This is a genomic window from Siphonobacter sp. SORGH_AS_1065, assembly GCF_030818595.1.
Lineage (GTDB): Bacteria > Bacteroidota > Bacteroidia > Cytophagales > Spirosomataceae > Siphonobacter.
Genome location: NZ_JAUTAM010000004.1, coordinates 675,093 through 690,527, shown reverse-complemented (window position 1 = coordinate 690,527; position 15,435 = coordinate 675,093). Strand labels below are relative to the sequence as shown.

Below are 15,435 nucleotides of genomic sequence, written 5' to 3'. Positions count from 1 at the left end.
ATGAAATCTATTCGTCGTTACGATCTCGACTGGCTCCGCGTCCTTGCCTTTCTTTTACTCATCTTTTTCCATACGGGCATGTTCTTCAACTATTGGGGATGGCACGTAAAAAACAATGTTCAAACCCATTGGGTTGAGTACCCGATGATGTTTACCAGTGCCTGGCGAATGGCTTTGCTCTTCATGATTTCTGGAATGGGCGTATACTGGGCATTAGGGCAACGCTCGGCGGGATCTTTTCTGGGCGAACGTACCAAACGCATTTTCATTCCACTGGTTTTTGGTATGTTCTTCATTATTCCGCCTCAAATTTTCTTCGAAAGAATCAGTAATGGGGCCACGTATTCCTTTCTGGAATTTTATCCGTCAACCTTCGAATTCCTGCCGTACCCTTAGGGTAATTTCAGTTGGCATCACCTCTGGTATCTGGCCTATCTGTTCTGTTATTCGGTAATCGGATTACCCATTTTATTACTATTGCGAAAGCCTGGAGGGCAACAACTCACGGCTCGATTAGCTCAGGTTTTCTCGAATCCTTTGTGGTTGTTGCTAATACCCACTGTTTGGCACTGGCTTGCTGATTTTTGGTGGGATGAACGCTTTCCAACCACCAATAACCTGGTTCGCGACTGGCGACAACACTGGCATTACTTCAGCCTTTTTCTAACGGGTTATGTCTTTTGTACCCAACAGCAATTCTGGGATACGTTGGCTCGTTACCGCTTTTTAACGCTCGGCTTAGTATGCGTTTGCACCACTATTCTTTATACATTTTTCTGGATTGATTCGATACCTAAGGAAGGAGCTGCCTGGGCGGGTTATGAATTCTTTAGAACTTTCAACGCCTAGGCTTGTTTGTTGGCCATCTTCGGTAACGGATATCGTTACCTTCGTTTCAATAATCGATTTTTAGCTTACACTAATGAGGCGGTTTATCCATTTTATATCCTTCACCAAACGATTACGGTTTCCGCAGGATACTATCTGGCTCCTTTACTTATGGCCTGGCCTTTGAAATTTCTACTACTGGTCGGAATCACTTTTGGAGGATGCTGGCTATTGTATGAATTAATCATCCGGCGTTTTCCACTGACTCGTTTACTGTTTGGGATGAAAACTCACATTCGGCAGCAAATGGATAAGAAACCAATCATTCAGACATAAAAAAAGAGAAGCTCTATTGAGCTCCTCTTCCGGTTAATCGGGGAAAGGAAATATCTAACTAGCAGATTCTTCCGGCACCAGATTATTATCTTTCTGGAACTGAGCAGTTCGTTGCTCAAATTCCGTATGAATGGCCGTTACTGAGTCCAGGCAGTCTGACAACTTGGTGAACAAATCCGATACACCGTTTTCCAGTTGTTTATCGTTCAACTCAATGTTCTCCACTTCGATCTGACCAATTTTTTTGAGGACAGCAGTTTGGCTGTTTTGCAGATCGCCTAATTCACGAACTATTTTTTCCATTAACTCAAACTTTGCTAACTTATCCATAATATCTAGTTCTATTTAGTTATGCTTATAGTAGGTAAAATCAGCGTGCCATTTTATAAGTATATGAATTAAACTATTGATAAACAGTTACTTATATAGAGATGCCGAGATTCTGGCAAGTTGGGAATAATGTAGAGAATTGACCTCTAGTGAGGTAATACTACCTAGATATAGACAAAAGAAAAAGCTGGATTAGTTACCTAGTGACGATCGGAAAGAATTTCACTCACGATTACTCGCATGCAGTCGCTCGGCTCTGCCGAGTGACCACATAGCTGTAGGCCTCTGGCCGTCTTAGGGAGAAGATCATAAAGGAAAGAAAGCTTACTCAATTCAATACCTTACATAGAACTGTAGGAGAGAGGTAATAATATACAGACAAAACAAAAAGCCGGGTAATTGACCCGGCTTTCGTGGTTATTCATCCGCATTAGTAGTACGGAGACTGTCTTTCGTTCGCTTGGCTTGTTGAGCCTCTGCGGAAGAAGTCATCGGTACGCCCGTCTTGTAATTTCGGGGCGATTGGCTGCGATCCGTCGTGGCATATCCGGTAACAGGTGGTGCTGGAGTATTCAGCTTTCCTAACGTTGAATAAGGCCGTTGAGCTTTGTAATTACCAGTAGACTGTAAGCCAAGGGTTTCTCTAACGGAGCCATCTCTTTGCAGAGTGGCAGAAGTCTGTTCCTGTTGGCGAGCTACTGCTGCTTTATTCGCGTGTTTATAGTTACCTGTGGAATATCCGTGATCTAATTTAGGTTTGTCCTGTGCTCCGGCAACTCCAACCAACGCGGCCAGAATCGCGGTAATCATATAGCGTTTCATGACTTTATATATCTAGTAATGTATACTGAACTAAAAAAAGACTATTCCCTGACTGACTGAAAGTCTTTATACAAATATATATAAATAATTTGGAATAATTAGATTAATTCTGATAAAACATTGTATTATACGTAGAATAATAAGGTTTTGAAATGAAGAAACTTCTATAAAATTTTGTTTTAATGCTATAGTACACGTTTAATTTTGGACCTTTTTTGTCTGAAATGTTATTTTTTTAATAAAAACAAGTTTAAAAATGGTCATTTTTATTTTTTGAAAAATTTTAACCTCGTTTTTAAGTTTCAGGTTTGCAATGTCTTCCACAAGGCTGTTTCTAAATATGCTCAGAGGGAATTTTATGAGCTTACTTTAGGTTAATTTCCAGGAAGCCCGGACTATTTTCAGTCCTGTCGGCTGAAATAATTAACTTCGCATTCTTAACTAACTAAGTATACACGCAATGGTAAAAGCTGAAATGCTAACCGACAAGGGCACAATGGTGATTGAGCTCTTCGAAAAAGAGACGCCTATTACGGTTAAAAACTTTATTGATTTATCAGAAAAGGGATTTTATAATGGAGTGAAGTTCCACCGGGTGATTCCTAATTTCATGATTCAGGGTGGTGATCCAACCGGAACGGGTGCAGGTGGCCCTGGCTACTCAATTCCCTGCGAAACGAAAGCCGAGCGTCAGCGTCACGATCGTGGTGTCCTGTCTATGGCTCACCGCGGACCTAACACGGGTGGTAGCCAGTTCTTTATCTGCCACAACCGTTCGAACACCGCTCACCTGGATGGCGTGCACACGGCATTTGGTCAGGTTATTGAAGGGCTGGATATTGTGGATGATATCCGTCAGGGTGACGTTATCCAGTCAATTAAAATTATTCGCGAAGAAGCATAAGTAACTTGGCGATCTGAAAGAAAAGGCCGAACTGCTACGAGCAATTCGGCCTTTTCTGTTTAGTTATCCGCTGGCATTGCGGGCAGTAATCGTTGGTTGATACCCTTTTCAATCATGGGTAATCCTTCTTCCATCCATTGGGGAGCTGGGGCATCCTTGAGGTAATGGTCAATGTATTGCCACATACGAATCGTCCAGTCCTTTTGGTTTTTACGAACGCGAAGACCGTGTTTCTCCGTATTGTAGTTCACCATCCAGGCGGGTTTACCTAAACGCTTGAGACCCAGGTATAACTCAATGCCCTGATACCAGGGGACAGCATCATCTTCGTCGTTGTGCATGATCAGAGCGGGCGTTTTCACATTCGGTAAATAGAACAGCGGAGAGTTCTCAATATACTGAATGGGTTTTTCCCAAATAGTAGCTCCAATGCGGCTTTGCGTATGCTCGTACTGAGCCTGACGACTCAGACCCGTGCCCCAGCGAATACCACCGTAAGCACTGGTCATGTTAGCCACGGGAGCACCCGGAACAGCCGTTTTGAAAAGATCCGTCTGCGTAATGAGGTAAGCCGTCTGGTAACCACCCCAACTGTGACCCACAATGCCTAAACGGCTGCGATCAATCCAGGTGTTTTCCAGCAATTTCAGCACGCCGGGAATAATACAGCGATAGGCACTCTTCCCGGGATAACCGTCTTGATAGATAATATCTGGAACAAAAACGATATAACCGTTGGATACCGAGTAGGCGTAATTATTACGGGCACTGGCCGTTGGAGCAGGGGTAACGAAGTTGTGAATGTTTATCCGATTCTTTTTCGTAGAAATAGGTAATCATCGGATACTTCTTCGTTGTGTCGAAATCATCAGGTTTGTAAAGCAGACCCTGTAAAGGAACACCATCGCCATTAACCCAGGAAACCATTTCAACCGTTCCCCAGCGGTAAGGCTTCGTTTGTTCACCCAGATTCGAGATTTTGCGAATGGTTTTGAACGTCAGATCCGTCGCCAGTAGATCAGGATAATCCCGGAATGTCGTTTTCGTAAACAGAATCTCGTCGGTATTTTTGGCTTTCGTTACCATCGGAGAAGCCGCAAAATCACCTTGATGTAGCACCGTCATCGTGTTGTTACTCCACTGAGCATACCCGCTACCTTTAGTGGTGTGGTTAAACAGATGAACCAGTTGGGGTTTGCTTAAGTCAACAACGCCACGATCTTCACGATCCAGATTAATGAAACGATAGGTTTTCTTTTCTTCACGACCTTTCGTAATGCGAGTCAGGCTGGAAGAATTAGTTGGATTAACCGTCCAGACGTCGTACTTATCGTAGAGGTAGAATACTTCGTCACCCTTCGTCCAGCCCGTTGATCCGTACCCACGAGGAAAATCAGGATGGTCATCGTCTTCGTCGGCAAACTTGCGGTCTTTGGTTAACTGAACCGTTTTTGCGTTGGCAAATGAATACGCATACCAGGCGGTATCTGACAGCGAGAACCAGTACGCGTATTTACCTTCGGGTGAGATGCGGATGTTCCCACGAATACCTTCACCAATCAGTTTTTTAGAACCGTCTTTTAGAGATACGACATAAGCATCGTTCCGGCTGTTCCAGTCCCAGTGTTCATGTGAGAATTTATTGTCGGAAAGACCAACGGTATAATCTGGGTTACCATCCGCAACGGGCATGATTTGATCCATCTCCAGCGTAGCTAACTGAACCAGTTTTCCGTCAGCAGGCGTGAAAACGGCTGTATACGAACGTCGCTTGTCACGTTCAGCCGTTACTTTTTGCTGCGGCTGAAGGGCAGGATCTTTGGGTCCCCAGACTTCTACGCTTACGACTTCATCGGGTAACAAAGTGGTGTCGGCAATAGCGGGTTTGGGAGCTGTTCCGAAGAATAACTTCGAACCATTTTTAGCGAAAGCCAAAGGAGCATCACCGCTGACCAGCCAGCCCTTTTTACCGGGTTGGTTGCTTTCGTCGGCTACTTTGCGAGCCAGTGATTCGCCGGATTTCCAGTAATAGAGTTTATAGTAATGAACCAGCGATTTGGCATTGGTATCAGGATCAGTCACAAAAGCCAACTGGTCACCTGTTTCGTCAAAGGTTAACTTCTTGGTTTTACCCTTGCCTTCGTATACTTTCTGCGATGAACCATTGGCCAGATCAACGACGTAAACCGCCGGAGTCTTTACCGTGCTGTCGTTACCCGTAGTGATGTACGCAAAACGTTTGCCATTTTTACTGAATTCGTAAGCCGTTACAAAACCATAAGACGTTTGTGAACCCGTTTTCAGGTTTTTCAGAACAACCTGATACCCATTTTCTTCGGATTCCTTTTTCGCTGGCTTACGACCCTTACGAGCGGTGGTATCACGCTTGGCGGCGGGGCTTTCGAGTTGATAGGCTAAAAAACCACCCGCTTTTTCGGGTAACTGGAAGGAATTTACCTTCGGAATTTTAGTTACCTGACCCGTGGCAAAGGTGTAAATACCCAGCGAATCCTTGGGCATATCTTCGCGTTTCTTCTTTTTCTTCTTCGCGTCGCGAACGGCAGCCAGTTGAGGTTTGATTTTGAAAACGGCAATGTCCGAATCAAAACCTAACTGAATGTCCGCAGCCCGATGAACGGAATCAATTTTACTCTTTTTGAGACCGTAAAAAACAGCGGCTCCATCGCCTTCCTGCGGGTTAGCGGTATACACGGCCCATTCGCTATTGTTAGTCAGGTTCCGATAGGTAATGGATTTCCAGCCATCATAGACATTATGGGTTAGGGCTTTTTGGGGAGTAGGGGGGGCAGGTATTTTCTTACCTTTCTTTTGACCGTACGCCAGCGTGGTCAAAACCAGCAGTGGCAAGAGTAAAAGATTTCTCATAGTGATGAATGAAGCGATTTCGAAGCATTGAATATAGGTGGAAGCGAAGCAAGTACGCTGAAGTACTCGACTGGCTCCGAAAATGTTACGACCAAAGAGCGGGCTACTTGAATGAATTCAACTTAATCCTTGAAAAAGCAAGGATAATCCGAATTAGATTTGGCTATTAACAAAAAAGCACTCCGGGTTTAATTCCTCGGAGTGCTTTGCTTCTAAAGTATTTGGTATTACCACTTCATCCAACGTGCGGTGTAATTTTCAGATTCTCTGGTAAAGCGGAGCAGATACAGGCCAGACGGAACGGGGAGGGAACCAATGGCCAGTTCGGCCCGGCGGCCCGAAGCCTGACCTTCCCAGAAGATACGGCCGGCGGCGTCGAGTAAGGTGACAACGTAGGTATTGTTCTGTTCGTTGAAAGGTAACTCGACAATCGGATTATTAGAACCTGTGCTTGGATTAGGAAGAATCCGTACACCCGGTCCCTGTCGATAGGTCTGAACAGCTTGAGCGGCTTTCAAGTAGTTAGGAACTCCAAAACCCAGGAAACTATCCGGGTTTTCATTCTGACTGGCTGAACGCTTCAGCATGCTAATCACTTCCATATTAGTCAGGTAAGGATAAGCCTGCCAGAAACTGGTAGCCATACCCGCCAGCAGCGGAGAAGCAAACGAAGTACCACTGCCCGACGCAAGTTGGCCGTTTAGAGCGTTGTTAATCACATTGCCTGCTCCTAAAGCTGATAAATCTGGTTTAATCCGACCATCAGAAGTAGGCCCAACGGAACTGAAACTGGCTCGAGCCATATGAGAATCTACCGCACCTACGGAGATGATGGAGTCGGCATCGGCCGGTACGGTAATGTAACGCCAAGAGTCGTTACCCTCGTTACCCGCCGCCACTACTACCAGAATTCCCCGCTGGGCAGCCCATTTGGCAGCTCGGCTGGAGAGGGCTTTTTTGCCGTTTAAATCTTCATAGGTATAGTTCGTGGCGGCGTTATCGAAGGTGGAGTAACCCAGTGAAGAGTTAATCACATCCACGCCTACGCTGTCAGCGTATTCGGCGGCGGCCAGCCAGAATGCTTCTTCCTGACGTTTTTCGCCGGAGTTATCTTCGGTGTGCAATAATAAATAGGATGCTTTGTAAGCGGTACCAATCAACTGCCCGGGCAAATAGGCTGCCATTAGCGAAAGCACGTTATTGCCATGCGTTCCCTGATCGTAGACATTGGTGTTATTCGCTACGAAATCGTAAGTACCGATGATGCGGTTTTCGTCGAATAAGTGCTTAAAAGCCGCTTGTGTATTCACGCTCAGAAAGCCGTTATCAATGACGGCGACCTGCATACCTTCGCCGTGAAAGCCACTAGCGTGCATGGAGTCTACCCGCATTTGCCCGATCTGGGTTTGCGAATACCCGTAGTTTAGAGGCTCAGCTTTGGGTGATAAGGGAGGAAGATCCAGCGGTTTGATTTCATGAAAGGCTTTGCTACCACTTTTACTCGAAGTTCCGACGGGTACCGCACTCAAAGGAACGTTACCATCGTTACCAGTTACAAAAGTCAGCGTTTTAATGTCGTCGAGTTGTTGGGGGGTGCATTCAACCAGCACGCCATTGGCCCAGCGACTTTTATACCAGACTTTAGCCCCTTTTTCACGAACAGCCTGAATGTACGCCGGGTTGGGAGGTAAATCCTGCTGGGAAACAACAATGTTTTGTCTGAAGCGTCGCTCGATGGAACGCTTCGATAAAAACTCCTGCGGACGATTCACGTCATAAGGAGAATTGGTTTTATCCTTGAAAAGAATAAGGTATTTAGCCGTAGTCTGGGCTTCTGCAGAAAGACAGGCACCCGCCAGAAGTACAAAAGCGGTGAGTGAAGCCCGAAACCGACGAAAACTATTCTTTACCATAACTTGAAATTTGCTGAATGTAGCGAGTACCAAATTCTATTTTTTTCTGACCAAAGCAACTGGCACTTTGACAATAATAAAGCTCTGTTCGTTCCCGACGAATGAGGCCAATTCCTTTGGCGTAGGTTTCCTGACGGTTCACCAAATCAATTTCCGTGGATTTCGACTCCTGCAAAACGGTTAGCGTCTCTGGAAAATTGTTCTCTCCAATGCCCATCGATTCATGGATTCTGCTCACTTTATATTCTTTCTCATCCAGACCGTTGAGCTGATTCCCATTCCAACGCTGATCGAGGTAGGTTGGGAAAGTAAGCTTCACATAAGGAATATTGTTTTCGGTGCGAATGGCTTTATCGATGGTGCGACGGGCCGTCCAGACTGAATCGATACTCCAGGCCTGATCCGAGGTATTCCTACGAAAGCGTTCAATGCGAAACGAAGCCAGGCCATCGAGGGATGGGAATGAATCGGCTACTACTTCCTTGATTTGATAACGGCTGGTGGTTGAATCCTGAGCAATGGCGTATTGAGTAGCCGTCACGTCATAAACAATGTAGTTGCCTTTTTCCAGCGGGAAATACTCATACCCCGCAGACTGCGGATCATTTTTGGAAGGATTGCAGGCCCAGAAACTCAAGCCTACGAACAGAAACGCAAGTAATTTTTTCATACCAAAAGAAAGGTACTTCTCAACAGATGATGAGTCTGTTTATAGGGGTTGATGGGTTAGATAAAGCGGTTACTAAGGGATGTAACGCTAAAAAGTTTGAAAGAAGTAGAAACACTACCTCTTTCAAACTTTTCATGAATAAATATAGGAGAATGATTTCGATAAATAATTACCGTTCAGTAATGAATCGAATTATTCCCACTCAATCGTAGCGGGGGGCTTCGACGAAATATCGTAAACCACGCGGTTTACTCCTTTGACACGGTTAATAATATCGTTGGAAACTTCCGCCAGGAATTCGTAAGGTAAGTGTACCCAGTCAGCCGTCATCCCGTCTACCGACGCTACCGCCCGTAACGCTACCACACGCTCGTAAGTACGTTCATCGCCCATGACGCCAACCGACTGAACGGGAAGGAGAATAGCTCCTGCCTGCCAAACCTGATCGTATAAGCCTTTTTCTCTCAGTTTATTAATGAAAATGGCATCTACTTCCTGAATAATCGATACTTTTTCTTCAGTGATGTCGCCCAGAATCCGAATGGCTAAACCAGGACCGGGGAAGGGGTGACGGCCCAGGATTGATTCCGTAATACCTAACTCGCGGCCCACGCGGCGTACTTCATCTTTAAATAAGGTACGCAGTGGTTCCACGATTTGTAACTTCATAAAGTCCGGCAGACCGCCCACGTTGTGGTGAGACTTGATCGTAGCCGATGGACCTTTCACCGAAACGGATTCAATAACGTCGGGATAAATGGTGCCCTGGCCCAGCCAGCTTACGTCCGTCAGTAAATGAGCTTCCTGATCGAATACTTCAATGAACGTCCGACCAATGGCTTTGCGTTTCGCTTCAGGATCGCTTAATCCTTCAAGAGCGTTATAGAACTGATCTTTAGCCTGTACGCCTTTGATGTTCAGTCCCATGTCTTCGTACGAGTGAAGAACCTGTTCAAATTCGTTTTTACGGAGAAGACCGTTATCTACGAAAATACAGTACAGGTTAGGTCCGATGGCCCGGTGCACCAGCATGGCCGCTACCGTAGAGTCCACACCACCTGATAAAGCCATAACTACTTTATCGTTACCTAATTTTTCCTTCAATTGCTCCACTGCTTCTTCCACGAAGTTGGCGGGCGTCCATTCCTGCTTACAGCCGCAAATATCCACGAGGAAGTTTTTCAGAACTTCTTTACCCTCCAGGGAGTGCGTTACTTCGGGGTGGAACTGAATGCCATAGGTTTCTTCGCCATCAATCTGGAACGCAGCTACCCGAACTGATTCGGTAGAGCCAATGATTTTGAAGTTGTCAGGAATGGTAACGATGGTATCGCCGTGGGACATCCAAACCTGCGATTCGGGTGTCAGGTTTTGCAACAGAATCGAACGGTTCTGATCGTCCGAATGCAACATGGCCCGACCGTATTCCCGGATTTTGGAAGGAGCTACCTCACCACCCAAACTCTGAGCTAGTAACTGAGCACCGTAGCAAACGCCTAATAATGGTAACTGTCCACGGAATTGCGTCAGATCGGGTTTGGGAGAATCTTCATCCCGAACCGAGCAGGGGCTACCGGAAAGAATCACACCCTTCACCGTAGAATCCAGCTCAGGAAAATGATTATACGGATGGATCTCGCAATACACGTTAAGTTCGCGAACGCGACGGGCAATGAGCTGCGTATACTGCGAACCAAAATCAAGAATGAGAATTTTTTCAGTCATGTGAGTACCGACAAGGGGTCAGTAAGTAATCTGGATAAAAAAGTTTCAAGTTTGAAAGGTTAGATATGCCTGGAAGTTGAAATGGATCAAACTTATCTAACGTAATCAAACATTTATAAAGGGTAGAGTAAGTACTTCTTCCGCAAAGCTTTGTAATTCCGTAAAGCTGGTTCCCAACTTTTCCGGATTTGGGCTTCCGTTTTTCCTTCCTGAATCTGCTTCCGAAGCTGATCCGTTCCCGCTAGCTGATCAAAAGCTTTCGTGCGATTGATGAACTTACTTTTATCAGGAGCCTTCGAATAAAAATCCAGAACATATTTTAGTGTAAAACCTTCTTTATAGGCATTTACCTTCCGTAAATCAAGACCGTAACAAACCTTGCCTTCGTTGGGTGGATTCATGGCCCCGGGCTTATCGACGGGCGTAAATTCATACGTTCCGTACGAAGGAGAAGTCCCCCCAATGACCTGAAATTGGGTATCCGTTCCACGACCGACGCTAATTTCTGTACCTTCAAATAAACAAATGGAAGGGTATAAAAGAATGCTTTGCTGATTAGGGAGATTCGGCGACGGTGGAATTGGTAAGGTATAAGGCGTTCGATGCGTATAGTTCAGGCACTGAACGGTTATGAGCGAACACTTAACGCCATTTTTCAGCCAGCCTTCTTCATTAATCATGCGGGCGAGTTCTGCAACGGTGCAGCCATGTACAATGGGAACGGGATTTAACCCCACAAAGGAAGCAAACTTCCGATCCAGTATCGGCCCATCTACGACATGGCCCGTTGGGTTGGGTCGATCCAGAATTAATACCGTTTTTCCTTGCTCAGCCGCTGCTTCCATGATGTAATGCATCGTGGAAGTGTAGGTATAAAAACGGGCTCCAACGTCCTGAATATCAAAAAGTAAAATGTCTAAATCCTTAACCTGCTCAGCGGATGGTTTATGATTAGCCCCATAGAGGGAAACCACGGGAATGCCGGTTTTCGCATCTACCGAGCTGGAGACTTTCTCGCCCGCGTCGGCTTTGCCTCTAAAACCATGTTCGGGGCCAAAAATCGTTTTGATCTTGATGCCCAGTGCCAACAAAGAATCCGCTAAATGCGTTTGATTGGGAAACGTGGAGGTGTGATTAACCACAAGTCCAACGTTTTTTCCCTGAAGCAGGGGCAGGTATTCGGCAGTACGCTCAATACCGAGCGTAGGCCTGGAAGAATGTTGTGCGAGAGAAGGCACAACGATGGTAAAGAGCGAAAAAACAGCCAGCAGGCAAGACGTGCGAAGCGAAACCATGTGCAAATTTCGGGTGAAAGAACCGAAAAACCAACGCTAAATTTGTAAAAGCACTGAAACTGCTACTTTTGCGGTTTCAGTATGTACTAAAAAGAGGCTCAGGTAAGCGTTTTCAGGGGACTGTTTCTCGTTTTCTGCTATAGGAAACGAAAACATGACAACGAGCAAACGACTGAAAACAGCAAACTGATCACTGAAAACTAAAAAGTCCCCTTGAATTTTCCTCGTTTTATCGCGGCCCGTTTACGTCGTCGCACGGAGCAACGCCTGTTTTCCTCCACCGTTACCCGCATCGGAGTAGCCAGTATTGCGATTGGCCTGGCGGTTATGATTCTGGCTTTTGCAGTTTTGCTAGGGTTTAAAGGCACCATTCAGGAAAAACTTTTCAGTCTGTCCGCTCACCTGAAAGTAACGCGTTATACCCTCAATCAATCCTACGAAGAAACGGCCCTGCCGAAAAAATCCAAACTAAGCGAAAGTTACCAGACCCTTCCCCTGGTGCGTCATTTACAAATGGTGGCTCATAAGGCGGGTATACTCAAGACCCCCGAAAATTTGCAGGGCGTTGTCTTTAAAGGGGTAGGGAATGATTTTGACTGGAATGTTTTTCGGCAGAACATGGTCGAAGGGAAGTTGCCAGACTTTAAGAGCGATACCACTGATTCTAAGGAAGTGATCATTAGCCGGAATATTGCCAATCAATTACAGCTTAACATCGGCGACGGAGTAGTAATCTATTTCATCCAGAACCCGCCCCGGCCCCGGAAATTGAAAGTAACGGGCATTTACGAAACTGGCCTGGAAGAACTGGATAAGCAATTGATTCTGGGCGATTTAAGACTGGTTCAAAAACTCAACGGCTGGGGGCCAGACACCGTAGGAAGTTATGAGATTTTTGTAAAAGACTTCAATCGAATCAAGGAAGCAGAAGCTCAAATTGTTAAGGTGCTTGAGCCTGAACAGGACTTACGCACGGTCATTGATGAGTATTTACCCTTATTCGACTGGCTGAGCCTGCTTGATCGTAATCTCAGTGTGTTTCTGACCCTCATTCTCTTTGTAGCCAGTTTCAATATGGTTTCCGTACTGTTGGTGCTTATCATGGAGCGTATTCCCATGATTGGTTTACTGAAGGCCCTGGGAAGCTCGAATTGGCAGATTAGAAAGATCTTTCTATGGCAGGGTATTGCTATGATTTTGAAAGGTTTATTAATCGGTAATGTGATTGGAATAGGTCTCTGTTTAATCCAACAAAAATATCGTTTGTTTCCGCTCGATCCCGAAAATTATTACATGAGTTATGTGCCTATTGAGGTTAATTGGGCTATCGTTTTAATACTTAATATGGTTATTCTATTACTAGTAACTTTAGTACTTATCTTACCTACGTTTATTATTGCCCGAATGCGACCAGTTAACGCCATTCGCTTTTCAAAATAGCAATTAGGAATTTTGGTTAAAAATCATAGTAAAAGTTAACGCAAAAATACGATTTTAGTAATCTTGGTATAAATAATGAGATAATTTCGGAGGTTTATATATGAATTTTAGTCATATATGTTATTTTTGAAAAGTGCGTCTAGTTTTTTAATTCATTATCCAGCCCTGATTTATTTAGTCAAGTCTTTGTTAACATAAACTATAAAATCACCTCCCTGATGAATTTCGGTACAGTGGTTTCCGGAACCTACGTATGAGCGTTAAGGCGATATTAAGAACTCGTCAATTTGATAATTCTATCTTTTTAACTCTTTGGTTAACGCTGGCAGCATTCGGTACTTATTTCTGCATGTTTGCTTTTAGAAAACCATTTGCGGCAGCTACTTTTAACGGTCTGCAATTATGGGGTATTGATTATAAAATAGTACTGGTTGTAATGCAGATCTTAGGCTATGCCACTGCAAAAGGAATCGGTATTAAGTTTATATCAGAAGCTCAGCCAAAGGATAGGTCTAAATACATTTTAATCGTAATTGGAATAGCCGAAGTGGCTCTTCTTTTGTTTGGCATTGTCCCATATCCTTACAACTGCTTTCTCCTTTTTATAAACGGTCTGGCTCTTGGCCTGGTCTATGGTCTGGTCTTCGGATTTCTGGAAGGCCGTCGAATTACGGATTTACTCGGAGCGGGTATTTGCTTAAGTTTCATTATTGCTTCCGGGGTAGTTAAATCCATTGGTCTCTGGTTCTTAGACTTAGGGATTACCTCCGCCTGGATGCCTGCGGTGGTAGGCTTATTCTTCACTCCTTTGCTAATCCTTTTTGTCTGGATGCTACACGTGTCTCCGCCGCCTACCCAGGAAGACGAACGGGATCGGAAGCCGAGAACGCCCATGACTGCCCAGGATCGCCGTAATTTTTTTATTTCTCTGGCCCCCGGATTAATCCTGCTCATTCTGATCTACGTACTTATCTCCATGCTGCGGGATATAAGAGACAATTTCGCGGTTGAAATATGGCAGGAATTAGGGGTACTAACCCCCCAAATTCTGGCTACAACCGAAACTTGGATTGGCCTGGTAGTAACGGTTTTAATCGGATCGGTTTTTCTAATTAAGAGTAATAAGGCTGCCTTTGGAATGAATCTTTTCATAATTGCAATAGGTAGCCTCCTGATCCCCATTGCCTCCTGGCTTTTTCAGAGCGGACAGCTTTCTCCTGTACTCTGGATGTTGCTGATCGGTTTAGGAATATACCTGATTTATGTCCCATTTAATGGAATTTTGTTTGAGCGTTTAATTGCTCTGCGAGAAGAAAAAGCCAACGTTGGATTTCTGTTTTATACCGCTGACTTTATTGGCTATATAGGAAGTGTAAGTATTCTTTTATTTAAAAATTTTGGTCATCCTGATTGGTCATGGTTAAAATTTTATGTGGGATTTACTTACTTTATTCCTCTCGTTTGTATGTTTTTGTTAAGCACTTTATCAGTGTATTTTTTTCGTAAAATTCATTAATCCTTTTTCTTTTTCATCCACAATCGCCAATCAATTTATTTTTTTAAATCTATGAATGAAGACGTCTTAATACAGATTAGCAGCCAATTAAAAGATAAAAGAAAAGGTCAGGGAATAACTTTACAGGAATTGGCTAATAGAGCCGAAGTGAGTAAAGCTTTAATTTCCCAGATCGAGAATAATCGTACGATTCCTTCCTTACTCGTATTGATTAATCTGATTCGTTCATTAGGATTAGATCTGAATATTTTTTTTGATGAAATTGCGAAAAATTCAGCTAATGGTAAATTAGTCGTTCGTCGAAAAGAAGAGTATCAATCCTTCTATAAAGAAGATAATAATTCTTTTGTCTATAATAGAATTTTAACAAAAAATATTTCCGGCCTAACGCTCGATTTAGTCCTGTTAGATCTATTGCCCAACGCCAAGCGGGAAAACATGACTACAACAGAAGCTTTCGAGTTTAAATATATCATTAAGGGCGAAGTAGAATACATCGTTGGGGAGGAAACCCATCAGCTAAAAGAAGGGGATTCTTTATTCTTTGATGGGCGAGTGCCGCACCGATCCAGAAATCTTCGGAACGAAGCAGCACAGGTAATCGTAGTGTATTTCTTCGGAGAAAAAGCATAAGCTGGGAAAGTAAAAATCTCTTGGTATAGGCGTGATTATAATCTGGTTTCTATCAATTTGTTCACAACCGCTTAAAATTGAGGTAATCTATGCCGGTTACTTTTGTTGCTGTGATTAAGCTACATTATCCGACCCGG

General features: G+C 44.3%; 15 protein-coding genes. 7 read left to right on the top strand and 8 right to left on the bottom strand.

From position 1 onward, the window contains the following. From QE390_RS03595 to QE390_RS03585, 3 genes are all read left to right on the top strand, one after another. Positions 1 to 396, top strand: coding sequence for an acyltransferase family protein (locus tag QE390_RS03595; protein WP_307141136.1), 396 nt, complete (start codon positions 1 to 3; stop codon positions 394 to 396). A gap of 81 nt (positions 397 to 477) precedes the next feature. Further along, positions 478 to 849: a hypothetical protein gene (locus tag QE390_RS03590; RefSeq protein ID WP_307141134.1), complete on the top strand. Its 372-nt coding sequence runs from the start codon at positions 478 to 480 to the stop codon at positions 847 to 849. A gap of 6 nt (positions 850 to 855) precedes the next feature. Then, complete coding sequence (locus QE390_RS03585; protein ID WP_307141133.1) at positions 856 to 1,164, top strand: hypothetical protein; 309 nt, start codon at positions 856 to 858, stop codon at positions 1,162 to 1,164. Positions 1,165 to 1,218: 54 nt separating this feature from the next. Here QE390_RS03585 and QE390_RS03580 read toward each other — a convergent pair whose 3' ends face one another. After that, positions 1,219 to 1,494, bottom strand: a complete 276-nt coding sequence (locus QE390_RS03580; protein ID WP_106635376.1) for a hypothetical protein — start codon at positions 1,492 to 1,494, stop codon at positions 1,219 to 1,221. A gap of 417 nt (positions 1,495 to 1,911) precedes the next feature. Next, positions 1,912 to 2,316 (bottom strand): hypothetical protein, encoded by a 405-nt coding sequence (locus QE390_RS03575; RefSeq protein WP_157830207.1) that lies wholly within the window; start codon positions 2,314 to 2,316, stop codon positions 1,912 to 1,914. 460 nt (positions 2,317 to 2,776) lie between these two features. On the opposite strand from QE390_RS03575, the gene QE390_RS03570 reads away from it, so the two are divergent. Beyond that, entirely contained in the window at positions 2,777 to 3,220 is a 444-nt protein-coding gene (locus QE390_RS03570; protein WP_106635378.1) for a peptidylprolyl isomerase, read from the top strand. A 59-nt stretch (positions 3,221 to 3,279) separates the two neighbouring features. Here QE390_RS03570 and QE390_RS03565 read toward each other — a convergent pair whose 3' ends face one another. The 6 genes from QE390_RS03565 to QE390_RS03540 form a co-directional block, all read right to left on the bottom strand. Then, complete coding sequence (locus QE390_RS03565; RefSeq protein ID WP_307141132.1) at positions 3,280 to 3,873, bottom strand: S9 family peptidase; 594 nt, start codon at positions 3,871 to 3,873, stop codon at positions 3,280 to 3,282. 106 nt (positions 3,874 to 3,979) lie between these two features. Then, complete coding sequence (locus QE390_RS03560; RefSeq protein WP_307141131.1) at positions 3,980 to 6,106, bottom strand: S9 family peptidase; 2,127 nt, start codon at positions 6,104 to 6,106, stop codon at positions 3,980 to 3,982. A 227-nt stretch (positions 6,107 to 6,333) separates the two neighbouring features. Further along, positions 6,334 to 8,019 (bottom strand): S8 family serine peptidase, encoded by a 1,686-nt coding sequence (locus tag QE390_RS03555; protein ID WP_307141130.1) that lies wholly within the window; start codon positions 8,017 to 8,019, stop codon positions 6,334 to 6,336. Further along, entirely contained in the window at positions 8,006 to 8,689 is a 684-nt protein-coding gene (locus QE390_RS03550; RefSeq protein ID WP_307141129.1) for a hypothetical protein, read from the bottom strand. Before QE390_RS03550 ends, QE390_RS03555 begins: the two co-directional genes overlap by 14 nt. A gap of 192 nt (positions 8,690 to 8,881) precedes the next feature. Further along, a complete protein-coding gene (guaA, locus tag QE390_RS03545) occupies positions 8,882 to 10,414 on the bottom strand; it encodes a glutamine-hydrolyzing GMP synthase (protein ID WP_307141128.1) in 1,533 nt (510 codons plus the stop codon). 113 nt (positions 10,415 to 10,527) lie between these two features. Next, entirely contained in the window at positions 10,528 to 11,709 is a 1,182-nt protein-coding gene (locus QE390_RS03540; RefSeq protein WP_106635382.1) for an exo-beta-N-acetylmuramidase NamZ domain-containing protein, read from the bottom strand. A 213-nt stretch (positions 11,710 to 11,922) separates the two neighbouring features. Here QE390_RS03540 and QE390_RS03535 point away from each other — a divergent pair, with 213 nt between their 5' ends. The 3 genes from QE390_RS03535 (at position 11,923) to QE390_RS03525 (ending at position 15,298) form a co-directional block, all read left to right on the top strand. Continuing rightward, entirely contained in the window at positions 11,923 to 13,149 is a 1,227-nt protein-coding gene (locus QE390_RS03535) for an FtsX-like permease family protein (RefSeq protein ID WP_307141127.1), read from the top strand. Positions 13,150 to 13,498: 349 nt separating this feature from the next. Further along, the gene (locus QE390_RS03530; protein ID WP_307141126.1) at positions 13,499 to 14,665 is read left to right on the top strand and encodes a DUF5690 family protein; all 1,167 of its coding nucleotides are present in this window, start codon (positions 13,499 to 13,501) and stop codon (positions 14,663 to 14,665) included. A 51-nt stretch (positions 14,666 to 14,716) separates the two neighbouring features. Next, positions 14,717 to 15,298, top strand: coding sequence for a helix-turn-helix domain-containing protein (locus tag QE390_RS03525; protein WP_307141125.1), 582 nt, complete (start codon positions 14,717 to 14,719; stop codon positions 15,296 to 15,298). The last annotated feature ends 137 nt before the right edge of the window (positions 15,299 to 15,435 follow it).

What these genes read in the sequence shown, in the direction of transcription:
- QE390_RS03595 (WP_307141136.1), top strand. Translation starts at nt 1, where the DNA reads ATGAAATCTATTCGTCGTTACGATCTCGACTGGCTCCGCGTCCTTGCC.
- QE390_RS03580 (WP_106635376.1), bottom strand. Translation starts at nt 1,494, where the DNA reads ATGGATAAGTTAGCAAAGTTTGAGTTAATGGAAAAAATAGTTCGTGAA.
- QE390_RS03575 (WP_157830207.1), bottom strand. Translation starts at nt 2,316, where the DNA reads ATGAAACGCTATATGATTACCGCGATTCTGGCCGCGTTGGTTGGAGTT.
- QE390_RS03570 (WP_106635378.1), top strand. Translation starts at nt 2,777, where the DNA reads ATGGTAAAAGCTGAAATGCTAACCGACAAGGGCACAATGGTGATTGAG.
- QE390_RS03560 (WP_307141131.1), bottom strand. Translation starts at nt 6,106, where the DNA reads ATGAGAAATCTTTTACTCTTGCCACTGCTGGTTTTGACCACGCTGGCG.
- QE390_RS03555 (WP_307141130.1), bottom strand. Translation starts at nt 8,019, where the DNA reads ATGGTAAAGAATAGTTTTCGTCGGTTTCGGGCTTCACTCACCGCTTTT.
- QE390_RS03550 (WP_307141129.1), bottom strand. Translation starts at nt 8,689, where the DNA reads ATGAAAAAATTACTTGCGTTTCTGTTCGTAGGCTTGAGTTTCTGGGCC.
- guaA (WP_307141128.1), bottom strand. Translation starts at nt 10,414, where the DNA reads ATGACTGAAAAAATTCTCATTCTTGATTTTGGTTCGCAGTATACGCAG.
- QE390_RS03540 (WP_106635382.1), bottom strand. Translation starts at nt 11,709, where the DNA reads ATGGTTTCGCTTCGCACGTCTTGCCTGCTGGCTGTTTTTTCGCTCTTT.
- QE390_RS03530 (WP_307141126.1), top strand. Translation starts at nt 13,499, where the DNA reads ATGTTTGCTTTTAGAAAACCATTTGCGGCAGCTACTTTTAACGGTCTG.
- QE390_RS03525 (WP_307141125.1), top strand. Translation starts at nt 14,717, where the DNA reads ATGAATGAAGACGTCTTAATACAGATTAGCAGCCAATTAAAAGATAAA.